Raw genomic sequence first — 23,041 nt, forward strand, 5'->3', positions numbered from 1 at the left:
TGCCGTGATACTGTAATTCGGAACGGAACATTCCGTTCCGAATAAAATAAGGGAGAATATGACCGCGTACCAGGCGCCCCAGAACACGAACACCCCCGAACCCGTCGCACACGCGGGGCCGGTCGTCTGGTCGCTCGCCATCGCGGTGCTGAGCTTCTCGCTCATGCAAACCCTGCTCGTTCCCGCGCTGCCCGAGCTGAGTCGCGCGTTTGATCTCGACGCGGCCTCGGGAGGGTGGATCCTCACGACCTATCTCCTGGCCGGGGCCGTCGCCGCGCCCATTCTCGGCGCGCTCGGCGACCGCTACGGGCATAAGCGCCTGCTGCTCATCTCGCTCGGGTTCTTCGTGGTCGGCAGCATCTTCGCGCTCGTTGCTCCGAGCTTCTCTACGCTCCTCGCCGCCAGGGTGTTGCAGGGCGCCTCGACCGCCACGTTCCCACTCGCCCTCGCGATCGTGCGCAGCGACCTGATGCCCACGGCCCAGCCCGCGGCAATGGGCTGGCTGAGCGGCATGCTCGGTGCCGGGGCCGGCGCGGCCCTCGTCATCGGTGGGGTTGTGACCGACTTCATCGGCTGGCGTTGGCTCTTTTCGATCGGAGCGATCATGGGGCTGCTGAGCATGGCCCTCATCATGCGGTTTGTGCCGCGCTCGCAGTCCAAGGGCGGCGGTCGCATCGACCTCGCTGGGGCGGCGCTCTTGACCGCCGGCCTTGTCACGCTGCTGCTGGCCCTCACGCAGGGCAACGCCTGGGGGTGGGCCTCGATCGGTGTGCTGTCGCTCGTGGCTGCGGCCGTCGTGAGCTTCGCGGCCTTCGTTATTGTCGAGCGAACTGCCACGGTGCCCCTCATGAACCTCGCGACGCTCGCGCAGCCGGGCCTCGCTCTCACGAGCATCATCACCCTGTTTCTCGGTGCGGTGCCGTACCTCTTTTACGTTGGGCTTCCCGTGCTCATGGGGGCGAGCGGCGGTATCGGTCACGGGCTCTCGGTCACGGGCGTCGGCATTGCGATGCTCCCGAGCGCGGTGCTCGTGTTCTTTGGCGGCCGCGCGACGCCGTGGTTGCTCACCAAGCTCTCGCGCTCGCTCGTCGCCGCAGGCTCGCTCTTTCTCATGCTGCTCGGCAGCGTGGGCACGGCGCTCATGCCAGGTTCGATGATCGCGGTGATCGTGTTCTTCGGGCTCGTTGGCCTTGGCAACGGCATCGGCTTCGCGGTTGCGGCCGACCTTGTGACCGTCTTTGCCCCGAAGAGCGAGATCGCGGCTGCCGCGGGTCTGAACGGCGTGCTACGCACGGTGGGATCGGCCATTGGCACCCCGATTACGGGCGTGCTGCTTCTGAGCGCTCAGGGTTCGGGGGCGCACCTCGCCCCCGAACCCTTCCAGACCCTCTACTGCGTCGCAGCAGCGGTGAGTCTCGCCGGCGTCATTTTGGCGCTGTGCATTCGGGTTCCCGCGCCTCAGCGCGAGGTCTCGGTTGCCGGCGACTAGCGAGCTGGGCGGGGTGCTCGGCGATTCAAGACGCCGCCGAGCACCCCGCCGATGAGCAGAAACGCCGTCGCGAGGAGCACGGCGAGGCCGAAGCCTGGGCTGCCAGCGTCGGGCCGTAGCGAGAGGCTCGAGAGCGAGGCGGTGCTCAGTGCCGCGACACCGATGGCTCCGCCGATCTCAGAGGCCGAGTTCATGAGCGCACCGGCAACCCCCGAGGTCTCGGCGGCAACATCGCTCATCGCGAGCTGCGACCCGGCGACAAACGCCGGGCCAACCGCGAGGCTCACGAAGATGAGTGATGGCAGCATGAGACTCCAGTATGAGTGGGTGCCGCTCCAAGCGAGTGGGGCGAGACCGATCGCCGCCACGAGCAATGCCGTAACGGCGGTGCGCTGGGCGCCGAAGCGGCCAATGAGCTTCGGTGCAAGCTGGGTCGAAACGACCATGCCCACGGGGTAGGGAAGGGTCGCGATGCTCGTGTCGAGCGCGCTGAGCCCCATCTCGCCCTGCATGTGCACGCTGAGAATCACGAACACTCCGGTCATGCTGAGGGCCCCGACCCCAACGGTGAGCAGCCCGAGCGAGCGATCGCGTGAACGAAAGAAGCCGTGCGGTATCACCGGGTTCGCGCTCGTGCGTTCGGCACGGGCGAAGAGCGAGAGGCACACGACCGCAACGATGCCAGCGATGACCCCCACGAGGGGTGCGCCCTTGGCGCCAATGCGGGTAATGGTCAAAAGCAGCGCGCCGATGCCGAGCACCACGAGGCCGGCGCCCCGCACGTTCCACTGGCGCTTCGAGGTGTTGCGGGCGCCGGGCAGGAGCCAGAGCGCCCCGACCGCTGCGACAATGGCGAATGGAACCGAGACAAACATCGTCGCTCGCCATGAGAACGCATCGGTGAGCACCCCGCCCGCGATGAGCCCGAGCGCGCCCCCGGCTCCGGTCACCGCACCGTAAATGCCAAACGCGCGCCTGCGCAGCGCCGGGTCAGCGAAGGTGAGCGAGAGCAGGGCGACCGCTGAGGGCGAGACGAGTGCTGCGGCGGCTCCCTGCAGGCTGCGCCACGCGAGAAGCGCCCAGCCGGCGCTCGCGAGGCCCGCGCCGATGGCAGCGACGGCAGTGACGCCGAGGCCGATGATGAGCGCTCTGCGATGGCCGATCGAATCACCGATCTGGCCGCCGAGCACGAGCATCGCGCCAAACGCGAGCAGGTAACTCGTCACCACCCACGACTGGTTGACCGGGCTCATGCCGAGATCGGCGACGAGGCTCGGTAGCGCGATGTTGATGATCGCGTTGTTCATAATGACAAGAAATTGCGCGGTGCCGATGACCGCGACGGGGCCCCAAAAACGGGCCTTGGGCACAGTGGTGCCCTCGCTGCGAGAAGCAGACATGAAAAACCTCACACGAGAATGCTCGAAGAAGGCGCGAAGTCTCGCGCATCGAGCAATGAATACAGGGGTGCGTTGTGCGCCCGAGAAGAGGCGCTAGTTCGCGGGTCTCGTGATCCAGATGAGGCCGTGGGGCCTGCGTTCGCGGCAGCTTGTGCCGCGCTGGGGGTTCATGTGCATGCCCGATACTCTAGCAGTCGTTGGTGGCGGGGCTCACCAAGTGAGACTCGTGAGCGCAACCGCCGACGCTGAGAGCGCTAAGAGCCCGATGTAGCTCCAGGCGTGAACGGTGTCGCTGATGCGCGGAGCTCTGCGGCGCAGGTACACGATCACGGGAACGGCTCCCACGAGCAGAGCGAGCCCCGCGACGAGGTCAACCGAGCCGACGAGCCCCGGGGCTGCGACGTGCCCCGGAGCAATCAAGAGTGAGACGAGCAGGGCCGGCGCGACAATCGCGAGGGTGAGCGGGTTCGCGAGTGTCGTCGCGAGCGACATCGGTGCGCCAGAGCGCCGCATGAGTGGAACCGTCATGACGCTACCGCCCACCCCGAGCAGGGCCGCGATCGTGCCGATGGGGGCGCCGAGCCAGGAGGGCAAGAGGGCCCGGCGATCATTGGTTGCGGGCTGTTGCTCGGGCTGATCCGCCAGCTTTGGGGTAATGAAGCCAGGCCGCGCGACAAGGTCAATGATCGTGATGAGCACGTAGGTGACGAAACCCCAGCGCAGTAACCAGTCGGGCGAGAAACGGCCGAGTGCCGCGCCAAGGGCTCCTCCGAGTGCGAGCAGCGTGATGAGTGACCCGCGCCCGCGCAGGGTGGCGAGCGCCTCACGGTCGGTCGCGACCGTCGCGACGATGGCATTCACGAGCATGACGAGCGCTGAGGTCGCCGTCGCGACCGCGAGGGCATCGCCTCCCAGGTGCGCGTCGACGATCGCGATGATGGGTACGGTCACGAAGCCGCCGCCGAAACCGAAGAGTGCTGTGGTGATGCCGACAATGACGCCAACGAGAACGATGATGAGGAGCGAGGCAGAAAAGATCACCAGACCATTTCACTTGATCGCCGTCGATGAAACAATCGATAGTTTGTCTGGTTCTTGCGAGTTTTAGCCAGTAGGGTGGAGGGGTGCTCAACACCTCGCTCGCTGACGCCGATCACCTCGCCACGCAGGTGCTGCCCATTGGCACCGAATACCCGCCCGGCTACCTGCTGAAGCGGCACGAACACCGCAGAGCCCAGCTGCTCTACGGGGCGAAGGGCGTGATGCGGCTTGATACCGACGAGGGGTCGTGGATCGTGCCCGAAGATCGCGCGGCACTGATTCCGCCAGGCATGCCCCACGAGGTGCTCATGGACGGCGTGACGACGTGGAGCCTCTACATCGAACCCGCAGCGGTGCCCTGGTGGCCCGAGCACTGCGAGGTGATCGAGGTCAACGCACTCTTGCGCGAACTGCTGCGTGCGGCAAATGCGCTACCGCTCGAGTACGAGGTGCGGGGCCGAGACGGGGCGCTCATCGATCTCGTACTGCATGAACTCAGGGCTCAGACGCCGCTGCCGTTTCACATCACGGTTCCTCACGAAGAGCCCTTTCGGGGGCTGTGTCAGCGCTACCTCGAAGCACCGCACCTCGCGATCGACAACCGGGCCTGGGCGGCGGAGGCCGCCATGAGCCCCCGCTCGTTTGACCGGCACTTTGTGAAACTCACGGGGTCGACGCCGGCTGCATGGCGAGCAAGGGCGAGGCTGCTTGCCTCGCTCGGGATGCTGCGGCACGAGAGCGTGACCGACGTCTCGGCGACGCTCGGGTACCAGTCTCCCGCCGCGTTCTCGGCCGCGTTCTCGCAGGTGTTCGGGCAGCCCCCGTCGTCGTTTCAGAGCTAGTGCTGCCCGCGTGCTCCCTCGGTTGCGACGAGGTGCGCAAAGACGGTCGGCCATGTCTCGGCGTTGCTTGAGCGAAAAATGCCCATGTGGCCAATGCGGCTTCGCTCCAGTTGCTCGGGCGTGTAGCTGAGGCTCGTGATGTTGGCCCCCGAGTACCATGACTCGAGCTCGGCGGTCGCTTCGGGCGACATCACCTCGTCGTCGCTAAACGCGATGCAGGTGATCGGTATCTCGACCGCGGCGTACTGCGCGCGAAGCTCGGGGTGCTCGTGAAACATGTAGTCGCGTCGCCTGCACCACCTCGTCCACTGCCGCATGAGATCGGGCGGGGTGTCGCCAAGAATGCGGTATTTCTTGCCGGGAAAGTAGCCGTATGCCCGCGTGAGCAGCGGGCTCAGCACGTACCAGAGCAGGGGAGCCTTGAAGCGGTTGCTGCGGGGGCTGAAATGCAGTGAGCCGGTTCCGCATGCCACGATTGTCGCCGCCTCGAGCTCGGTCGTGTCGGTGAAGCCGAGCAGCTGCGAACCGAGGCTCTGGCCGATCCACTGAATGCGTGCGTCTTGGCCCTCGCGGGCACGAACGGTTTCGAGCATGATGCGCGCGTCGGCGCCCCACGTCGTCATGGTTGCCCTCGTGTCTTTGAGGGTTTTGCCCGGCTCGATAGAGCTCGCAAAGCCCTGGTAATCGAAGGTGTAGACCGTGAAGCCCTGAACTGCGAGCCACGTTGCAAACGGGGCGTAGAAGCTTTGCGGGGTGCTCATCGCCGCAGCAATGATCGCGACCCGATCGGTCTGGGCGCGTACAGAAAACCGCTTCACGCTGAGCGGTGCTCCGCCCTCGCCCTCGAAAACCAGCGGTTCGATGGTGGCCTCGTGCTCACCCGGTGCTTGCTTACTCACGATGACTCCCCTGGCATGGTGTGAAGAAACGTGCGGCTGCCTTGCTGCACGCCTCACACCATAGCTTTCATGAGAAGAAAGTGGAAAAGTGTTGTTGAGTCCCGACAATGCTGGCGGTTATGCCGCCGAGAGCGTTACTTCTTTCGCTTCTGGAACCAGGGGAAGAATGAGCCGATGATGACGCCGATCGCTAGCAGCAGCAGTACCCAGAGCCAGCCTGGCATCGTCATGGCCACGCCAAAGAAGTGCATCGTCGCGTCGCCGCTGTTCGAAAAGATGAACACTGCCCCGATTGCGATGAAGAGCAGCGCGATGATCATTTTCGGCGTGACTTTGAATGATGACTGTTCTGACATGTGTAACCCCCTGCGGCGAGCGAAACCTTGGCGTTCGCTCCTGATTCGAGTCTCTCATAATCACCGCGTATACTCACGAATAACTGGCGTGCCGTGCGCACGAAAGTTGATCGGTGGGGTGTCCGAACGTCAGGTTGCGGCCCGCAAGGCCGTATATGCAGGTTCAAATCCTGCCCCCACCTCTGTTTGCCTGAAGCCCTGTTCGGGCGCTTGCGTCGTTGAGGCGGGGGCTGGGAGTGGGGCTCTAAGCCTCGGCGAGTGCGCCGGTTCGTACCTGGCGCATGGCCTTGCTCCAGGTCACGACCTGCTCGAACATTGGCTCCACTGACGCTGCTTGCAGCTCGGTTGGCGCGAAGGTCTGGAAGTTCTCGAAGTCGGTGAAGAGCGAGAACATGCCCTGCTTCTGCACGTGTGCAACCTGCAGCTCAGAGAGAATGCCGCGCAGGTGCTCGACGGCGCGTACACCGAAAGCCGAGCCGTACCCCACGAGGCCTGCTGCCTTGTTGGCCCACTCGGCGTTCAGGTAGCTGAGTGCGTTTGCGAGTGCCGGCGGGACTGAGTGGTTGTACTCGCCGGTCACGAAGATGAAGCCGTCGAACTGGGCGATCTTTTCGGCCCAGGCCTTGGTGTGTGCGTGCTCGTACTGGCCCATGGCTGCGGGCAGACCCTCGTTGAGTACGGGCAGGTTGTAGTCGGCGATGTCGACGAGCTCGTACTGTGCGTCGCCGCGCTCGGTTGCACGTGCGTGCAGCCACTCGGCGAGGCCGTAGTTGATGCGGCCGGGGCGAGTTGAGCCGGTGATGATGGCGATCTTGACCATGGTTCTCCTTGGGTTGGCGTTGCTGGTGCGGCGCTCGTGCCGCTCGGAACAAGGAATAATGTTTGCACAAAAGTATCTTGCACGCAAACTACTTGCTGAGAAGGTGCCTGGCTGGTAGGTTTGACACACGACGCGCGGTGCCCCGCGCAGAAAGCGAGACTCCCGTGGCAACCGATCGTTCGAGCACCGTCGACGATGCGACCGCGGTTGAGCTCTGGGGGCGCGTCATTCGCGGGTTCACTGCGACCAACCGGCGGGTGCACGCGGTGTTCAAAGAACGCTTTGATCTCAACGAGGCAGAGGTCGAGACGCTGTTAAGTCTCGTGCGACGCCCCGATCATCAGGCCAGGCACAATACGCTCGCGACGGCCGCAGGGTTTTCGACGGGCGGCTTCACGAAGGTGGCCGACAAACTCACCGCGAGGGGGCTCACCGAGCGCAACGCGTGTTCGGCCGATCGAAGGGTGAGTTATTTGCAGCTCACCGCTCAGGGTGCTGAACTTGCGGCCGAACTCGAGGTGGTCGCGGCCGAGGTGAATCGTGAGTACGTCATTGAGGTGCTCGGCTTCGAACGCGCCTCGCTCGTGGCTGATGCCTTCGTCGAGCTGTACCAGGCGCACCACAACGCAGCGAAGCCCTAAGGTGTTCGCGGCTGCTCGTTCACACGAACCGCGCGTTAGACTACAACCGAGTCTGGTTTGAGAGCGGAGGTGATTCGGTGCTCGCACGCTACTTCGCGCTCGCGCAGTTTCTCTGCGTGAGCGGTACGGTGACGGGAGCGGTCACCGTTGGCACCGAAATGCAGCCGGCATCGGTTCAGCTGTTCGTGCTGATCGTACTCGGCATTCCCGCACTGACACTCATGCTGCGGTGGATCAGCCTCGCCCACAAACGCTTCTACGGTTTTCGGGGCGTTCCCTCAAGCCGGGCCGCGGCGCTCACCCCGGCGCGCAGCTGGCGGGTCTCGAGTGACCCCGGAATTCGTGGGGCAGTGCGCGTGCGCGCACCGGCGATCGCGGGTCACGCTCACGCGTGAGTGAGACCCGTCTCGAGGGCTTGACGTGCCGATGCGGCGCTGCCCTCTGAATCACAGTGATGCCGTCTTGCCCGTTCTTGGGGCACGCGTCACGGCGCTCACTCCCGTGCGAGCAAAAGCACCGCTTTTGGGCGGTTTTTTGCACCGTAAACGCACGAAAAGAGAACCATGAATATCTACGAATTTGGCCCGATCAAGCTGCTGGTGAATGCGGCGAACTGGGCAGTAACGCACCTGAGCGCGCTCCTTGAGCCGCTTGCCGGGGCCGAGAGCGCGGCCCTCGCGGTCATCGCGCTCACCGTGTTCGTGAGGGGCTGCCTCATTCCCGTCGGCCGCTCGCAAGTGAAAGCGACCGTCACGAGGCAACGCCTCGCGCCGCAGCTTGCCGAGATTCAACGCAAGTACGCGAAGAAGCCCGAAGAGCTACAGCGTCGCACGATGGAGCTGTACAAAACCGAGAAGGCCTCACCCTTCGCTGGCTGCCTGCCGGTGCTCGCGCAAATGCCGGTGCTCATGGCGGTGTACGGACTTTTTGTGTTGCAGCGCATCGGCGGCGAGCCGAACGAGCTGCTGGGGCACACCCTCTGGGACGTTCCATTGTCTTCGAAGTTTCTGCCGAGCCTCTTCGCCGGCGACGCGACGCTCGTGTCGACGCTGCTCATGCTCGTCATCATGGTCGTCATCGCGGCCTGCGCTGCGACATCGCGCAAACTGCTCATGCCGCCCACGCCTGCTCCGGCCGCGAATCCGGCGTCACAACCCGCTGGAATCGCGGGTGAGGTGCGCATGCCCGACCTCACGGGCGTCACGAAGGTGCTGAGCTTTATGCCGTTCATGACCGCGGTGATTGCGACGTTCGTTCCGCTCGCGGCGGCGCTCTACCTCATGACGACGACGGCGTGGACGCTCGGTGAGCGCCTCATTCTCAACCGTATTTACGGCGTGAAACCTGGCGCTCAGACCGAGGTAAGCTCGCAGTCATAGCGCTGCCGCTCGGGCCACCGCGGGTCGGGATCAGCGCTCGTGATGGTGAAGCCCCGCTTGCGATAGAAGTCGACGGCGTCGTCGTCGGTTTGGGCGTAGAGTGTGGCACCGCCGACGTGATCGCGAACCGCCTCGACGAGCCGTGAACCGTGGCCGCCGTGTTGCGCAGCGGCGCCCACCGCGATGTACTCAATTTCGACGGGCTCCCGTGAGGCATTGAACGACACGAAACCGATGAGCTCCTGAGGCTCTTGCTCGCTGAAAAGCCCGAGCGTGGTGAGCCCGGGAAGCTCGTCGGTGATGATCGCGGTGATGGCCTCGTCTGGCAGCTCAGCGGCTAGCCACACGAGCTCGCGCATAGCGGTCGACGAACGCTCGGCGCTCTGGAGTTCTCGAATCATCGTTCTATTCTGCCCGAAACGACCCGGGGTGCGCGCGGGGCGCAGCTTAGCTCGCTACGCTACAACCGTGACCCGAGCCTTCTCGCTGCGAAAGGCCCCGGCCAAGAGCCGAGGCTTTCTCCTGACGACGGTGAAACACACGACCCACACGATTCGAGAGTGGGCCGATGAGACGCACGGCGAAGACGAGCTCATCTGGTCGACGGCAGGGGTCGCGCGGGTGCGGGCTGGCGATGCGCTCTGGACACTTCCATCGCATCGAGCGGTGTGGATCCCGGCCGGCGTTCCCCACACCATTGAAGCCTCGGCCGACACGATTCTGCACGCGACATTTCTCGCGGCGGGGGTCGCCGATCACCTGCCGCGGGAGGCGACGGTGATTGAGCTCATGCCCGCGATCCGCGAACTGCTGCTCTTGAACGCGGGCAGTGAGATGCCAGCCGACACGCGTATGCGGCTGCAGGCGCTCGCTATTGAACTCATGCGGCCAAGCCCGAGCGCTCAGGTTGACCTCGCGATGCCCGTGAGCCCGCGCATTCTGTTCGTGGCTGAGCGTATTCTTGCCGACCCAGCTGCGCACAAGACCACGGCCGACTGGGCCGATCAGGTGGGAATGCCTGCGAGGCAGCTTTCGCGAGCCTTCGCTGAAGAGACCGGGCTCAGCATGACGCAGTGGCGCATTCGGGCCCGGGTGAGGGCCGCGCTCGTGCCGCTCGCCTCGGGTGAGACCGTCGTTGCGACCGCTCGCGCCCTCGGGTACGCGAATGCGAGTACGTTTATTGAGCACTTCACCGCGACGCTTGGAAGCACCCCCGCGGCTTACTTCTCGTAACACCCGGGAGGTACGGCAGCCCTGTCAAAAAGCAGTACGTTTGCGCAACATAGCGGTATTTGCCACGGGTAGTCTGATGTAGGTAAGCTTTGCCTAAGTGCTCGGCGGGGCGTTGAGCGTTCAAGACTTCGAGAAGCGAGGCCCTCCCCATGGCAATTCCCTGTTCACCAGCACGGGTCGTGAGCACCAAGCGACTTTCACCGCACATGATTCGCATTCAGTTCGAGGCGGTCGGTGGCTGGCGTTGGTTTATCGACGGGGTGGGCGACGAGCGCATCGACATTGCGATTCCGCGCCCGGGCGAGACGGTCGCTGAGCTCGACACTTTCAATCTGCCAGAGTATGGGCGCGGCTGGCAGGGCGAAGAGCCGCCCTGGCGTCACTACACGGTGCGCGACGTGCACGACGGGGGCGCGCGCATCGACATCGACTTCGTCGTGCACGACGGTGGCATCGCTTCGAGCTGGGCAGAACGGGCCGAGCCGGGGCACATGATCGGCGTCTTCGGGGTCGACCGAGAGAGCGCGAGCGCCTCGTACTACAACCAGCCTGCCGACGCCGAGTACCAGTTGCTCGTGGCCGACGCGACCGGGCTACCAGGGCTCGGGCGAATTCTCGAGCAGCTGCCCGCCCATATGCGCGCGACCGCGATCGTTGAGGTATGCGATGAGGCCGACGTGCTCGAGCTCACAACCGAGGCCGACGTCACGGTGATCTGGAAGACGGGAAGCGGCAACGGCCTCGCGCCGAGCGTGCTCGCCGATGAGGTGCAGAACATCAGCGAGCCCGGTGTTCCTTGGTACGCCTGGGTCGCCTGCGAGGCGGCAACGAGCCGCGCGATCCGCAAAGACCTGCGGGGCCGTCTCGGGCTCGCGCGCGATCGGCATAACGTCGTGGGGTACTGGACTCAGAACCTCGCAGGTGACATGCCAGCCGACGTCGACTAGTGAAGCGAGCCCGGCCCCTTCAATAGAATGGCTTCAAGCGCGGCGCGCGTGAAGGCGATGAGGGGGTTCACGATGGCCAAGCCGTATCTCGACGCGTCTGAGCCTCGCTTCTCGCTGCGCATCGGTTCTACGAGCGCCAGGTATGCACTCGTGCTCGTCGGGTCGGCCGCCGCGGTGCTCGGTGCCTGTTACGCCTTCATCGGGCCGCACACCGCGCAAGCGGGCTACCTCTCAATCATGGTGCTGCTCTCCGCGGCACGCGCGCCGAGTAAACGGTACCGCTACATTGCGGCCGCTTGGGCCGTGTTCGTCGCGATGCTCGGCTACCTCGTCGGCCCCCTTGGACTCTGGGCAACCCTCATCGCGCTCATGGCGGTGTCGCTCGTGCAGGGGCTCTTCAAATTTGGCGAGGTCGCATTCCTGACCCGCTCGCCGGTCAACCTCATCGCCTTCGCCGCTATCTCACACGGTGAGGTGCGCCCTTGGCAGGTGCTGTTCGGCTCGGTCATCGGGGCCGGATTCATTCTGCTCATGACCTCAATGCTGCCGGCCAGGACCGAGGGCAATGACCGGCAGGTTCCGGTTGCCGACCGGCTTCGGTACGGCGTCATGGTCGCGCTCGGTGCTGTTAGCATCGTGTTGCTCGCCGAGGCGCTCTCGTTCGCGCATGCCGACTGGGCGTTGCTCACCTTCTGCGTCATTCTCGCGGTCGGAGGCGATCGCAGAGCCGAGCGCGCAACCGACCGCGTGATTGGGTCGCTTACCGGCGTCGTGCTCGCCACCCTCGCAACTCTTGCACCGGTACCCGTTCAGCTCGCGGTGGCGCTGGCCTCGTTGTTGCTCTGCGTCGCCTACTTGCGCGAGGCGAACTACACCATGTTTGTGACGTTTCTCACGCCGGCGATCTTGCTCACGACCGCCTCCGAGGGTTCAGCCGTGAGCCTCGGGGTTCAGCGCATCGAGGCGGTCGTTGCTGCCGCGGTCATCGCGGTATTCTGTAGCTGGCTTTTCGAGCGACGAGTGCCGAGCGGCAGTGAGGTAGGCGACCTATGAATGAAGTGACACCGAGGCAAAAGCGTGTGCAAACGCGGGCCAGGGCGCGTGCGAATGAGCTGCCGGGTGCTGAATGCTCGCACCCCTTTGGCGAGCAGGTCGACGTGTTTAAGGTGTGCGGCAAAATGTTCATGATGCACACCGAGATGCCGGGCCAGCCCGTTGTGGTTCTCAAGGTGACTCCCGAGGAGGGGCGGGTGCTGCAACTCGCCTACGAGAGCATTACTCCCGGCTACCACATGAATAAGAAGCACTGGATCACGTTGGGGCCCGGCGAAGAGCTTGCCGATCAGCTCATCGATGATCTTGTGACCGAGTCATACCTCTTGGTGGTTGAGAAGCTCCCGGCAAGGCTCCGGCCGGTCGACCCTGCGACCTTCGGACAGTGAGCCTTTTGCGCGACCCGACTCCTTCGGTAAAGGTGGGTAGCCTGCTCTCCAATACCAGACCATAATGGCTGAAGTCGCGACAACGACAATGACGATCCACCACGGAAAACCTGGTACGTCGGGTCGCGCCCCCGCGGCATCAAGGTCAGATTGTGGCGTTGGTGAGACTCGCTCTCCCGTTACGAGAATACGGTGAGTATTGATTCCGAGAGGCGTACAAGTGACAAGGGTCATAAGATCAGCCCCTTTTACCGCACGAATCTCTTCAGTCTCGTGTGGCGCAACAACTTTTATGTCGATGACCTCGTAGGTGAATACCTTGTCGAGTACCTCAACCGTGAACCTGTCGCCCTCTGCTACCCGATCAAGGTGCGTGAACATGGAAGCGTTTGCAAGACCTCGATGCCCTGTCAGCACCGAGCGAGTACCTTCGCCTCCGATCGGTAGCGAGGTTCCCTCAAGGTGGCCGATACCCTTGAGTAAAGTCGCATCACTTGTACCGTGATATACGGGCAGATCGAGCTTGATCGACGGAACGCGCAACCGCGCTAATGGCCCCTGCGTTGAAGGAACGAGAAGATTCCAATAGTCGTGTTTGCTGACGACACCAGGCAGCGATGAGCCGGTACCCTCCGCGATGTTCATGCCTCCCTCGAGCAGTGCCCCGGAATCGAGCGCGCGGTTATACTCATGAGCCTGCGCGAACGCCTCATCAATCTCGGCTTGCGCTTTCTCAGAGTTTGCTCGCGTTTGGTCGAACACAATATTCGACTGGTTTTGTTGCGAAACCCACGCTGCGCTCGTCGGATAGAGTAAGAGCACAAGGCCTCCCAACATAAGCACGGCAATTGAAGTATTGAACCAACTGAACGCCCAGCGTCGAATGTGAGAGTGCTTGCTACGTGGCGTGCGGCGGTGTTTGCCCGTAGCCAACGGCGCATACTCTTTTGGCGACAGTAGCATCGTTTACTCCTTGTTCTTTTGCTTGAATACCCTGATGAGAACAGCAGTGCGGCCGGCAGATCAATGATCTCCCGGCCGCACCGTTACAGCGCACTAACGTTTACGTGAGGCAGCAAACTTAGAGCTGTTGCTGTTGCTGTTTACGACGGGCTGCAACCAAAACGCCTGCGATGAGCAGCAACGCTGCTCCACCTGCGATTAAGAGCACACTGCCTGCCGCACCAGTGATGGGCAGAGCGGGCAAATCGCCCTCATCTGAGCCAATCTGCGTGTTTACCACGGTTACTGAGGCGTCTTCGTCGGCGACTTCGAAGAGCATACCTCCGGCGAGACCCTTGTATCCGGCAGGAACGGCGGTCTCATAGACACAGTATTTTCCTTCGGCGAGAACACGCTTCGTGGTGGTACCGTCTGCGCTCGAAACATCACCCTCAACAACCTTCACTGCTGCTGAGTCGGGTGTTGCCGGGCAAGTGGTTGCGTTCTTGGCTGCGGTGTATATGTCGAAGCCGGCCCCTTGCAATGGAACGTTCGTTGACGTGCCCTTGTTCTTTGCTTCTTTCATGATGTGCGCATCGGCAAAGAATTCTTCGGGGTCGATGACCTCGGGGCCTGTGCCTGGGTCGGTGCTCTTGCCGTTGACGGTGATCTGAGCTTCGTTGGCCGTCGTACCGGTGCCGATAGCATCGGCATTGATCGTGAGTACTACAGTGCCACCGATAGCGGCATCGAGCTTTTCAAGCCCGGGGGTGAGGAAAGTCAGTACGACTTCGTCGCCACCGTTGCCTGAGGGGCTGGTGAGCGTGTAGTCGGTGCCGCTCGTGAGTGCGACGTCGGTTCCCGACGCGTTTTTGAGCTTAACCGAACCAGCGGTGTATTTCAGGAATGAGGCCAACTGGTCATTGATGCGAAATTCGTCGTATACGTCATCATTTGCGAGCTCTTTCACCGGAACGGTGATGTCGAACGTCACCTTATCGCCAATGATTTTGCCATCTTTCGTGGCGCCGCTACCGATGATTGAGTTCTTCGGGTAAATGTGCGGGTTGTAGTTCCACACCGGTTCGCCCGAAGCTCCGCTACCGGGGTAAGGAATCGTGATGAGCGTTGGTGCAGCAGCAGGAACAGCATTTGCTGCGGGGGTGCTCTCGTACACAACGTACGCTTTGTCGGCGGCAAGGTCGAAAACGGTTGTCCCATCGGCTGCTGCGGTCATTTGCTCACTGCCACAGTTGAGCGTGAGCGCGGTCCCGTTTTCGGTTGCGATGGGGGTACCGTTCGAATCGAGCGTGACCGTGATATTCGAAAGGCGGTTCCAGTCGCCCGAAACCGAGAGATCGATTTCATCGATGGTGCAGGCCGTGAAGCCGGCAACGAGTGGCTTTGCGCCAGACGTGTCGATTTCAGAGCCGTCGTTTGGGCCATAGTTTCCCGAGTCGGGCTGCTCGAGTTTGTGCACGGTGAGCGTGCCGTTACCGCCTTCGCCAGGCGCTGCCATGGCTGGGCCGGCAAAAAGCGCCGTTGACCCGAGGGTTAACGCGGCTGCTCCTGCTAGGGCGGTTACTGAGAACCAGCGCGATTGTGTCTTTTTCACAGTATTTCCTTTCATCTGTGTTGGTTGTGGTGAAAACTTTGGGAATGAGGGCGCTGCTCGACGGTGGCGAATCGAAACCTGGGCTTATGCTCCATGACTCGCCCTCCTTAGGAAGCCTCGCCGCCAGAGGTATGCAGCACTAGCTGTTGCGACAACTGTTGTTCCGGCTGCGATGAACACCCATGACCCCATGCCTCCAGTGACCGGTAGGGTCGGCAAATCTGCTGGAGACGCGGCGATAACGCGAATCACCGTGTGTTGGCCCTGGCCTAGTGCAAGAGGCGCATCAGCGTTCTTCCAGCAGCTCTCAGGTGCCGAGGTCGGTGAGGCTGTTGTCGATGCGCACTCGGCTCGAGCCGTGTCAAGTATCTGAAGTCCGATCAGTGACATGCCGTTCGGTACCGTCGCTGTAGCCTCTGACGAACCCGGTCGGGCAATGGCACTGGGGCTTTTTGCATCGAGCAAAGTGTCGAACCCGGGCTCTACGCTCGTGAGAGCGACCTCCCATTTGTCGTCGGGAAGCGCAGTCTTGCCGCCGAGCTTCTGTGTAACAAAGCTCACGTGTGCTGCCTGGTTCGTGACGGTACACTCGATCGGCTCGGCAATGTTTGTCTGGGCAGTTACCTTCAGCGTATTGTTGCTCGGGTCAAACACCGTTTTGGGCAGGGGAGCTTGGTCGCTGTCGACGCACATGATTTCTCCCGCTTGGGTGTAACGATTTGCGTCAGTGTGAGATTGGCCCACGGTGCTCAGACGCTCACCGATGGTGTAACTCGTGTTCCGCTTGAGTTTCTTCGCTGATTTCCCGTCGAGTACGACGGTTTCGGTACTACTGCTCGCTGTGATTTCCCAACTTTCAAGAGCCGGGTCGGTGAGTGAGGGATCGCCATTGGTGATCGGCTTGAGGTGTTTGCTGCCGAACACGTCAAAGGGCAGTGATACCTGAACCACGCATCCTGGTGAAGTATGCGGCGACTCGTTACCAGCCTGGTCAACCTGGGTTGCGGTAAAGGTGTAAGTGCCGTTCTTGAGAGCTGGTTCAACAGTGTATGACCAGAGAGACCCACGGTATTCAACTTCACCGAGTCGCTCGCCGTCTTGCCACAGGTACACCTTTGAACCTTCTTCGGTGCCGCCGCCAGCGATTGTTGGCGTCGGGTTATCGGTTGGTGAGCTCGGGCAATACAGCATCGGTGCCGTCGGCACTGAGGTTTTTATCGTGAAAGTGTTGCCCCACTTGCCCTCGTTCGGGTTCGACATGCCGCTCGTAAGGTTATAGCTACCAGGGTTCTGGTTTGTTTGCACTGCGACAACGGTGTATATGCCATCGGCGAGTGGAGTTTGCGGGGTGAACTCATAACTCCAGTTGCCCGACGCGTCGACGAGAACGTCACCGGGTTGAACCCCGTCGTGTCTTCCATCAACGATGGTCGTGAGCGTTGGTGCATTGAAGTCGGTGATGCCTTTGCCGCTTGCCAGCTTTAACGAGATCGTGTGACCAGGAGCTCCCGTGCCGGTCAGCACAACGGTATCTCGAGTGTTGAGGTATGAGTTGTGCTCGGGAACATCGATATGGGGTGGTTCGATGTTTTCAAGCGTGTAGTTGTAGAAGACGGTTGAAACGGGCCATTTTGCGGCGTCTGCCTGAGCGGTCATCACACCCGATGCGTCGAACAGATCTGCGGCCGTGTACGAAACGCTTCTGCCGCCGTGGTCGGCTTTGACGTTCATGGGGTTACGGGACTCGGGCCACACCATCATGCGGTAGTAGCCGTTGCCACCTGCCCCGTTGAAATCAATCGAGCCGTTGATGCCCACTTTCGTAGTGAGTCCCTGCTCATACTGCTCCCAGGTGAAGCCAAAGTGGGGCACGTTCGTTGGTGTTGAGGGCTGCGCCATGTTCTTCGAGACGGTGTCGGCTTTACTCCAGCGCGATGAACGGGGCTGTATGCCTGAAAAGTGGATAGGGGCGGTATTGATCGACTTCACCAGTGAACCGTCTTCGTGCACCCAGGCATACCAGAAGGAGTTCGAAAACGATCCTGCGGGGCCGTTCTCGGCGTTTGAGTTATTCGTCGCCTGGTTAACGAGGTCAACGGCAATTGAGTTTGGGGGTAGAACACCGGGGCGTTCGTTATTCAGGCCATGCTTGACGCTTTGCCCCCAGTTTGCTTGGCCGCCGCTCCATAGTTTAAAGACGTTATTAAAGGTGACATTGATGAGTGGCCCAACGACGGACTTGTCGTGTTCGCGGCCCCAGAGAAACTGGTATGGCAGCTTGTACGTGAGTCTCGCATCTTTGACCCATGGGGCGGTGAGACCTGAGGTATGGAGCCCTTTACCGTAGCTGACGTAGAAGTTGAGCTCACGTGAGGTGCCACCAAAAACGTTGTCAGAATCTGACGGTAGGAGGCTACCGTTACCGAGGTCAAGGTTGCCCTGAGCAGAAATGACGAGTAAATCTGAATCACCGGCGGGTATCACTTCGTGAACCGTGTAAAACTCATCTGTATTTTGAGCCCAGGTCTGAGCCCCAGCGGTTCCGAGGCCCATGGTCTGAATATAGTGAAGGTCACGGTTGATAATGGGGGTCGCATGGTAGCCAAGGCGCAGTCCCTGTCCATTGACCGTCTGAGCAGCTCCGGTTTCAGGGTTGATGAAGCCAGCGGGAACTTTGAGGATGAAGTCGAAGCGAAACTCGTCGGTCATCGAATCAATCTTGTCGAGAAACGTGAGTACTTTGACGACCTCTGGTGCAGCAAGCTCATCGGCCGCATGGGCGTGTGAGGGAGCCATGATGAACGATGCTGATGTGTAGCCGGTAAGCGCGATGAGTATCGTCAGCACGAACGTTGCACAGTGACGAACCGCCGTTTTGAGCGCTCGTTTCGGCCTGTGAACGGTGTTGGCTGTTTTCGAAACCAAAGCGTGCACCCCCTGTGCGAAATAACCATAAAAATGAAGCAGCGATGAAACAAAAAAGACGAAAGTCTGCGCTTCCGTCTTTGGCTTAGAATGCGTTTCTATCTCTCTATCTGAGATTGGCTTTTACGAGTTGAACTACGTTTGTGCCGTTGGGATAAGCGTATTGAGTGGTCGGTTGTAGACACTGGTCTAAAGCGCAAAAATGAGTAGCAAACGTTTCAAAGATGCGCCTGAAAAAGTTAAAAGATACGTGTATATTCCGTAAGGCTCGATTTACCTACGTGTGTTTTGCGATGAGGGGGGAGTGATCTACGCGTTGAATCGATTTGAGTGAGGTGCTCTCTGCGCACGTCGACGGTTGCTGTGAAGCTGCCTGCCGTTTACCTGAGGCGGTGAATAGACGATCTTCTCGTGTTGCTGTCAAATGTTCTCATCGAGCAGATTCGAAGCGCTGTTGCTCTGGAACGCGCACGAACTGCACAACGGTAACGATGACGAGTGCGCCAATCGCAGTGAGCACCACGGTTGTGAGCGAGAGCGGGCGAGTGAGCAGGATGATTGCGGCGGCAGCGACGGCAATGACGCCCAGGACGAAGCTGTGGTTGCGATCGATCCACGTGCCCCAGGCGAGCGCAGCGCGCGACGGCGTGCCGAGCTTTGCGCGCAGCCGTGCCGATGAGACGACGACCCCGTGGCGTATGACTGCCGCGAGACGGGAGGCGCCAGTAGCCCAGAGTACGACTAACAGAGCAACGGCGATCGCGCCAATCGCGAGAATTCGGTGCCCTGCTGCCTCGGTGGCGTGATCGTAAAAGACGGCGATTGCCTCGGCGCTGAGCGACTCTTGTGGCTTGGCGAGCTGGGTTGAGACGATGCCCCGCCCTGCCGCGAGAAGCGACCCGAGCGTGACCATGAGCACGGCCGAGCTCACCGCTGTCACTTTGAGAGCCCGGCGGCGCCGACGAGCGAGTGCGACACCCGTGGTGAGCAGGGCAAGGGCAGCCCATGGCAGCCATGTCGCAAGCGTGGTGAAGAGGGAATACAGCGTCGAGAGCTGCGTGATCGCCTCGTCCTGAACGAGCACGATGCTGTAGTTGGTGTGTGGAATGAGTTGCGCGAGCCCCACTCCCTCAGCAATGAGCTTGTCTCGAACGCTCTCGATGACGGGCCCGAGACGAATTTCGAGGGTTCCTGTAGCGCCGATCGAAACGGCGCCGTCGCCCTCACCGCTTAACGTGGCAACAATTTGTGTGTGGGTCATGCGTAGTGCCTGCTGCCATACCTGGGCAAACGTAGGAGAGGTCACCACCTCGGTCACCGCGGTGTGCACGAGGCTCTCAGCGCCCTGAGCCGCGGGCCCTTCGAGGAGCCCGAGCGCCGCCTTGGCTTCTTCGGGCAGGCCGAGCGAGCGGATCCCGTCAAACAAGTCTTTCGTGAGCCCCGGCAGATCGACGGCATCGGTGAACGCCTTCGTGGTCGCATCGATGATGGCGGTTTGCACGGCGGGCTCTTCGGGCAACACCGCAAAGGTCGAGACAAAGAGATCGGTGTTTGTGAGTTGGGTTTTGACGTGCGTCGTGACGATGCTGAGGGTGCCGAGAATGAGGCCGAGTGAGATCGCGAGCACCGAGAGCAGGCCTCGACCCCAAAAACTACGACGAGAGGGTGACTCGCTCGGGCCTCGCAACGCGGCGTTCTCTGCCTCGAGCGCCTCGATGCGAGCAGTGAGTTCGGCCTCAGTGGTCATGATGATCCTGTCTCGAAAGATAACCCAAAGATAGCGGGTACCTGTGACACGCGCACCAAAAATCTTCGTGTCCAGCCAAGTGCGAGTAATGCTCGCCAACAGCCTCGCGGCAGGCTGACGCTAAGATGATGCGCAGGCCGTGCGTGCCCTTGTGGCGCGCACATGGCAGGGTAATCGCTGAAAGGTATGGGGTAGTCGGTGTCGAATTCTTGGGCCAAGGCGGGCGGCGATGCAGCCGCCGAAACCCCGAGCGAACCGGCCACGGCGCAGGCCGGTGGCACCTCGAAGCTTCGGTCGTTTGGTCTCACGAGTTGGGCGCTCGTAGGCGTCATTGTCCTGACGGTGCTCATCGCCGGTGCCATGAGCGCGTTGAGCGGCATTCTCGTGCCGCTGACGATCGCCGTGATTCTCGGCGCCGTGCTCGAGCCCCTCGTGGGCTGGTTGTGCAAAACGGGCCTCTCGCGCTCGCTCGCGGCGACCGTCGTCTTGCTCGTCACGCTCACGGTACTCGGTGGCGTCGTATACGTCGTCGTGCACGGCTTCATTCAGCAGGTGCCCGAGATCTCGCAGCAGGTGTTGCGAGGCTGGCACCACATCGACCAGGCGCTGCGTTCAGCAGGCCTCGATGCGAGCTGGATCGAACCCGCCCGTGAGGCCGCAGTCGATTACCTCTCACAGGCAGGCCGAGGCGCCGTTGGCTTTGCAACGAGTGCACTCTACGGTGCGATCACCTTTGCGATCGGCACGTTCTTCGCCACGTACTTCCTCTTTTTCGTCCTGAGAGACGGGCAAATGTTTCCCGGGTGGATCGCGCGCATTACCCACCGCGATCCCGTGCTCGTGACCGAGATCGATGCACAGGTGCGCACCTCGCTGCGTGCTTACTTTAAAGGAACCGCGATTACCGCGCTCATCACCGGGCCCATCTTTGTGATTCCGCTGCTCGTGCTCGGCATTCCGCTCGTAGTGCCGATGATTATTCTCTACTTCTTTCTCTCCTTCGTGCCCTTCATCGGTGCATGGCTCACGGGGCTCTTCGCGGTGCTCATTGCGTTTGGATACGGGGGAGCGCCGGCAGCGCTCATCGTCGGTATCGGCCTGCTCATTTCGAACGGGCCGATTCAAAATGCGGTTAACGCGTACGTGCTGGGGTCATCGCTCAAGATCCACCCCGTCATGGTGTTGCTCTCGACCATCGTGGGCGGGGTTGTCGCCGGCGTGATCGGCATGGTGCTTGGGCCACCGCTCGTCGCCGCTGTCCAACGGGCGCTCGCCGCGGTGCGTGATTATCACGCCGGATTACTCACGCAAATGCCCCAGGAATCCTGACGAAATTTCGTGCCGTTTGTTTCTTGTAAGGTTCACCACGCCGTAAAACACGAGAAATCTATACAATCTTGCCTCTCGATGCGGCGAAACGCGGCTAGACCCGTTACCTTGAATGCATGGCTTCAAGTAATACCAGCGAACAACTTTCTTTTTCTGAGCTCGGGCTCGACGATCTCGTGCTCAAAGCATTGAAGGATGTTGGCTACGAAACACCCTCTGCGATTCAGGCAGCGACGATTCCGCACCTGCTCGAGGGGCGCGACGTGATGGGGCTCGCGCAAACCGGCACCGGCAAGACCGCGGCCTTTGCGCTGCCCATTTTGTCACGCATCGACGCGTCACAAAAGAACCCCCAGGCGCTCGTGCTCGCGCCAACCCGTGAACTCGCCCTGCAGGTCTGCGAAGCCTTCGAAAGCTACGCAGCTCACCTCAAGGGAGTTCGTGTGCTGCCGGTCTACGGCGGGCAGGGCTACGGCGTGCAGCTTTCGGCACTGCGCCGCGGTGTGCACGTGGTAGTCGGTACCCCAGGCCGCATCATGGACCACCTCGATAAGGGCACGCTCGACCTCTCTGAGCTCAAGTACCTCGTACTCGACGAGGCCGATGAGATGCTGAAGATGGGCTTTGCCGAAGACGTCGATACGATTCTTGCCGAGACTCCAGCCGACAAGCAGGTAGCACTCTTCTCAGCAACGATGCCCGCGCAGATTAAGCGCATCTCGGCCAAGCACCTCAACAATCCTGAAGAGATCGCTGTGAAGGGCAAGACGACCACGTCGGCCAACATCACCCAGCGCTACCTTGTCGTGTCGTACTCACAGAAGGTCGACGCGCTCACCCGCATTCTCGAGGTCGAAAACTTTGACGGCATGATCGTCTTCACTCGCACGAAGAACGAGACCGAGACCCTCGCCGAGAAGCTGCGGGCACGCGGGCACTCCGCGGCGGCAATTAACGGTGATGTGCCGCAGGCGCAGCGTGAGCGCACCGTGAACCAGCTGAAGTCGGGCAAGCTCGACATTCTCGTTGCGACCGACGTCGCGGCGCGCGGTCTTGACGTTGAGCGCATCAGCCACGTCGTGAACTTCGACATTCCCATCGACACCGAGTCATACGTGCACCGTATCGGTCGCACGGGACGTGCTGGCCGTACGGGTGACGCGATCAGCTTCATCACACCGCGAGAGCGCCGCATGCTCACCTCGATTGAGAAGGCAACGAGGCAGCCCCTCACCGAGATGCAACTGCCCAACGTTGACGAGGTCAATGCAACGAGGCTCTCGCGCTTCGACGACGCAATCACCGCGGCGCTCGAACAGCGCGATCGCATCGATCGCTTCCGCGACATCATCGCTCACTACGTCGAACACCATGACGTGCCAGAATCTGACGTCGCGGCCGCTCTCGCGGTCGTGGCGCAGGGCGACACCCCGTTGCTGCTCTCGCCTGAAGACGAGCTTGAACTGCGTCGTGGTGATCGTCGTGACCGCCCAGCTCGCGATGGTGACGGAGAATCCCGTGGTGCCCGCCGTCGTCATGACGGCCCAACAAAGCAGTACCGCATTGCTGTGGGGCGTCGCCACAAGGTTGAGCCACGTCAGATCGTTGGCGCGCTCGCAAACGAGGGTGGGCTGAAACGCGACGACTTCGGGCACATCCAGATCCGCCCCGACTTCTCGCTCGTCGAGCTTCCTGCGAACCTGCCAAGAGAAGTTTTTGATCGCCTGCAAGATACTCGTATCAGTGGCAAACTCATCGAGATGCGCGAAGATCAGGGCCCGCCACAGCACCGCAACCGTCGCGACGACCGCGGCGACCGACGCGGTGGCCGCGGCGATTACGGCGACAAGGGGCGTTCGTCGTACCGCGACGATCGTGGCGAGCGCGGCGATAGCCGACGCGACTTTCGCGACGATCGCCCGAAGCGTAAGCCCCGCCACTAGGTGAGCCTCAACGCGTGATGCACCCGGGGCTTTCTCCGGGTGCGATACTGG

At 61.7% G+C, this 23,041-nt stretch carries 21 protein-coding genes and 1 tRNA gene; 12 read left to right on the forward strand and 10 right to left on the reverse strand.

What is annotated here, in order from left to right; all coding sequences use genetic code 11:
* Positions 1 to 58: 58 nt before the first annotated feature.
* On the forward strand, positions 59 to 1,489 hold the full coding sequence (locus KTJ78_RS09425) for an MFS transporter (RefSeq protein ID WP_217135003.1): 1,431 nt from the start codon (positions 59 to 61) through the stop codon (positions 1,487 to 1,489).
* On the opposite strand, the gene KTJ78_RS09430 is transcribed toward KTJ78_RS09425, so the two are convergent.
* Both KTJ78_RS09430 and KTJ78_RS09435 read right to left on the reverse strand, forming a co-directional pair.
* Positions 1,486 to 2,889: an MFS transporter gene (locus tag KTJ78_RS09430; RefSeq protein ID WP_217135004.1), complete on the reverse strand. Its 1,404-nt coding sequence runs from the start codon at positions 2,887 to 2,889 to the stop codon at positions 1,486 to 1,488. The two genes, KTJ78_RS09425 and KTJ78_RS09430, sit on opposite strands and share 4 nt — an antisense overlap.
* A gap of 210 nt (positions 2,890 to 3,099) precedes the next feature.
* Positions 3,100 to 3,930: a sulfite exporter TauE/SafE family protein gene (locus KTJ78_RS09435; protein ID WP_369808057.1), complete on the reverse strand. Its 831-nt coding sequence runs from the start codon at positions 3,928 to 3,930 to the stop codon at positions 3,100 to 3,102.
* An 83-nt stretch (positions 3,931 to 4,013) separates the two neighbouring features.
* Between KTJ78_RS09435 and KTJ78_RS09440 the strand changes: the two genes are divergently transcribed.
* Entirely contained in the window at positions 4,014 to 4,772 is a 759-nt protein-coding gene (locus KTJ78_RS09440) for an AraC family transcriptional regulator (RefSeq protein ID WP_217135006.1), read from the forward strand.
* On the opposite strand, the gene KTJ78_RS09445 is transcribed toward KTJ78_RS09440, so the two are convergent.
* Together KTJ78_RS09445 and KTJ78_RS09450 are read right to left on the reverse strand one after the other, a co-directional pair.
* Complete coding sequence (locus KTJ78_RS09445) at positions 4,769 to 5,671, reverse strand: alpha/beta hydrolase family protein (protein WP_217135008.1); 903 nt, start codon at positions 5,669 to 5,671, stop codon at positions 4,769 to 4,771. The genes KTJ78_RS09440 and KTJ78_RS09445 overlap by 4 nt on opposite strands.
* 134 nt (positions 5,672 to 5,805) lie before the next feature.
* Complete coding sequence (locus tag KTJ78_RS09450; protein ID WP_217135009.1) at positions 5,806 to 6,027, reverse strand: LapA family protein; 222 nt, start codon at positions 6,025 to 6,027, stop codon at positions 5,806 to 5,808.
* Between the two features lie 112 nt (positions 6,028 to 6,139).
* Here KTJ78_RS09450 and KTJ78_RS09455 point away from each other — a divergent pair.
* Positions 6,140 to 6,209 (forward strand) — tRNA-Cys (locus tag KTJ78_RS09455).
* 62 nt (positions 6,210 to 6,271) lie between these two features.
* Here KTJ78_RS09455 and KTJ78_RS09460 read toward each other — a convergent pair.
* Positions 6,272 to 6,847, reverse strand: coding sequence for an NADPH-dependent FMN reductase (locus KTJ78_RS09460; protein ID WP_217135010.1), 576 nt, complete (start codon positions 6,845 to 6,847; stop codon positions 6,272 to 6,274).
* Positions 6,848 to 6,984: 137 nt separating this feature from the next.
* Between KTJ78_RS09460 and KTJ78_RS09465 the strand changes: the two genes are divergently transcribed.
* The 3 genes from KTJ78_RS09465 (at position 6,985) to KTJ78_RS09475 (ending at position 8,867) form a co-directional block, all read left to right on the forward strand.
* Positions 6,985 to 7,488, forward strand: a complete 504-nt coding sequence (locus KTJ78_RS09465) for a MarR family winged helix-turn-helix transcriptional regulator (protein WP_254259551.1) — start codon at positions 6,985 to 6,987, stop codon at positions 7,486 to 7,488.
* A 77-nt stretch (positions 7,489 to 7,565) separates the two neighbouring features.
* Positions 7,566 to 7,883, forward strand: coding sequence for a hypothetical protein (locus tag KTJ78_RS09470; protein ID WP_217135011.1), 318 nt, complete (start codon positions 7,566 to 7,568; stop codon positions 7,881 to 7,883).
* A gap of 168 nt (positions 7,884 to 8,051) precedes the next feature.
* Entirely contained in the window at positions 8,052 to 8,867 is an 816-nt protein-coding gene (locus KTJ78_RS09475) for a YidC/Oxa1 family membrane protein insertase (protein ID WP_217135013.1), read from the forward strand.
* Here KTJ78_RS09475 and KTJ78_RS09480 read toward each other — a convergent pair.
* Positions 8,840 to 9,268: a GNAT family N-acetyltransferase gene (locus KTJ78_RS09480; RefSeq protein WP_217135015.1), complete on the reverse strand. Its 429-nt coding sequence runs from the start codon at positions 9,266 to 9,268 to the stop codon at positions 8,840 to 8,842. The genes KTJ78_RS09475 and KTJ78_RS09480 overlap by 28 nt on opposite strands.
* A gap of 67 nt (positions 9,269 to 9,335) precedes the next feature.
* Here KTJ78_RS09480 and KTJ78_RS13960 point away from each other — a divergent pair, with 67 nt between their 5' ends.
* The 4 genes from KTJ78_RS13960 to KTJ78_RS09500 all read left to right on the forward strand — a co-directional run bounded on the left by KTJ78_RS13960 (position 9,336) and on the right by KTJ78_RS09500 (position 12,489).
* Entirely contained in the window at positions 9,336 to 10,100 is a 765-nt protein-coding gene (locus tag KTJ78_RS13960; RefSeq protein WP_217135018.1) for an AraC family transcriptional regulator, read from the forward strand.
* A 149-nt stretch (positions 10,101 to 10,249) separates the two neighbouring features.
* Positions 10,250 to 11,047, forward strand: coding sequence for a siderophore-interacting protein (locus KTJ78_RS09490; protein ID WP_217135020.1), 798 nt, complete (start codon positions 10,250 to 10,252; stop codon positions 11,045 to 11,047).
* 72 nt (positions 11,048 to 11,119) lie between these two features.
* Positions 11,120 to 12,100, forward strand: a complete 981-nt coding sequence (locus tag KTJ78_RS09495; protein WP_217135022.1) for an FUSC family protein — start codon at positions 11,120 to 11,122, stop codon at positions 12,098 to 12,100.
* The gene (locus tag KTJ78_RS09500) at positions 12,097 to 12,489 is read left to right on the forward strand and encodes an MmcQ/YjbR family DNA-binding protein (protein ID WP_217135023.1); all 393 of its coding nucleotides are present in this window, start codon (positions 12,097 to 12,099) and stop codon (positions 12,487 to 12,489) included. Before KTJ78_RS09495 ends, KTJ78_RS09500 begins: the two co-directional genes overlap by 4 nt.
* Here KTJ78_RS09500 and KTJ78_RS09505 read toward each other — a convergent pair.
* The 4 genes from KTJ78_RS09505 to KTJ78_RS09520 all read right to left on the reverse strand — a co-directional run bounded on the left by KTJ78_RS09505 (position 12,418) and on the right by KTJ78_RS09520 (position 19,718).
* Entirely contained in the window at positions 12,418 to 13,452 is a 1,035-nt protein-coding gene (locus KTJ78_RS09505) for a class C sortase (RefSeq protein WP_217135025.1), read from the reverse strand. The two genes, KTJ78_RS09500 and KTJ78_RS09505, sit on opposite strands and share 72 nt — an antisense overlap.
* A 118-nt stretch (positions 13,453 to 13,570) precedes the next feature.
* Complete coding sequence (locus tag KTJ78_RS09510) at positions 13,571 to 15,046, reverse strand: SpaH/EbpB family LPXTG-anchored major pilin (protein ID WP_217135027.1); 1,476 nt, start codon at positions 15,044 to 15,046, stop codon at positions 13,571 to 13,573.
* 84 nt (positions 15,047 to 15,130) lie between these two features.
* Entirely contained in the window at positions 15,131 to 17,893 is a 2,763-nt protein-coding gene (locus KTJ78_RS09515) for an Ig-like domain-containing protein (RefSeq protein WP_217135029.1), read from the reverse strand.
* A 508-nt stretch (positions 17,894 to 18,401) separates the two neighbouring features.
* Positions 18,402 to 19,718 carry a hypothetical protein gene (locus KTJ78_RS09520; RefSeq protein ID WP_217135031.1) on the reverse strand — a complete coding sequence of 439 codons (1,317 nt, stop codon included), beginning with the start codon at positions 19,716 to 19,718 and terminating at the stop codon, positions 18,402 to 18,404.
* A 198-nt stretch (positions 19,719 to 19,916) separates the two neighbouring features.
* On the opposite strand from KTJ78_RS09520, the gene KTJ78_RS09525 reads away from it, so the two are divergent.
* Together KTJ78_RS09525 and KTJ78_RS09530 are read left to right on the forward strand one after the other, a co-directional pair.
* On the forward strand, positions 19,917 to 21,047 hold the full coding sequence (locus KTJ78_RS09525) for an AI-2E family transporter (protein ID WP_369808058.1): 1,131 nt from the start codon (positions 19,917 to 19,919) through the stop codon (positions 21,045 to 21,047).
* A gap of 116 nt (positions 21,048 to 21,163) precedes the next feature.
* Entirely contained in the window at positions 21,164 to 22,990 is a 1,827-nt protein-coding gene (locus KTJ78_RS09530) for a DEAD/DEAH box helicase (RefSeq protein ID WP_217135033.1), read from the forward strand.
* The last annotated feature ends 51 nt before the right edge of the window (positions 22,991 to 23,041 follow it).

The sequence above is a fragment of the Leucobacter chinensis genome (genome assembly GCF_019049105.1).
In the GTDB taxonomy this organism is placed as follows: domain Bacteria; phylum Actinomycetota; class Actinomycetes; order Actinomycetales; family Microbacteriaceae; genus Leucobacter_A; species Leucobacter_A chinensis.

Excerpts from the sequence above, each read along its gene's own strand:
- KTJ78_RS09425 (WP_217135003.1), top strand. The coding sequence starts at position 59 with ATGACCGCGTACCAGGCGCCCCAGAACACGAACACCCCCGAACCCGTC.
- KTJ78_RS09430 (WP_217135004.1), bottom strand. The coding sequence starts at position 2,889 with ATGTCTGCTTCTCGCAGCGAGGGCACCACTGTGCCCAAGGCCCGTTTT.
- KTJ78_RS09450 (WP_217135009.1), bottom strand. The coding sequence starts at position 6,027 with ATGTCAGAACAGTCATCATTCAAAGTCACGCCGAAAATGATCATCGCG.
- KTJ78_RS09460 (WP_217135010.1), bottom strand. The coding sequence starts at position 6,847 with ATGGTCAAGATCGCCATCATCACCGGCTCAACTCGCCCCGGCCGCATC.
- KTJ78_RS09475 (WP_217135013.1), top strand. The coding sequence starts at position 8,052 with ATGAATATCTACGAATTTGGCCCGATCAAGCTGCTGGTGAATGCGGCG.
- KTJ78_RS09480 (WP_217135015.1), bottom strand. The coding sequence starts at position 9,268 with ATGATTCGAGAACTCCAGAGCGCCGAGCGTTCGTCGACCGCTATGCGC.
- KTJ78_RS09490 (WP_217135020.1), top strand. The coding sequence starts at position 10,250 with ATGGCAATTCCCTGTTCACCAGCACGGGTCGTGAGCACCAAGCGACTT.
- KTJ78_RS09495 (WP_217135022.1), top strand. The coding sequence starts at position 11,120 with ATGGCCAAGCCGTATCTCGACGCGTCTGAGCCTCGCTTCTCGCTGCGC.
- KTJ78_RS09500 (WP_217135023.1), top strand. The coding sequence starts at position 12,097 with ATGAATGAAGTGACACCGAGGCAAAAGCGTGTGCAAACGCGGGCCAGG.
- KTJ78_RS09505 (WP_217135025.1), bottom strand. The coding sequence starts at position 13,452 with ATGCTACTGTCGCCAAAAGAGTATGCGCCGTTGGCTACGGGCAAACAC.
- KTJ78_RS09520 (WP_217135031.1), bottom strand. The coding sequence starts at position 19,718 with ATGACCACTGAGGCCGAACTCACTGCTCGCATCGAGGCGCTCGAGGCA.
- KTJ78_RS09530 (WP_217135033.1), top strand. The coding sequence starts at position 21,164 with ATGGCTTCAAGTAATACCAGCGAACAACTTTCTTTTTCTGAGCTCGGG.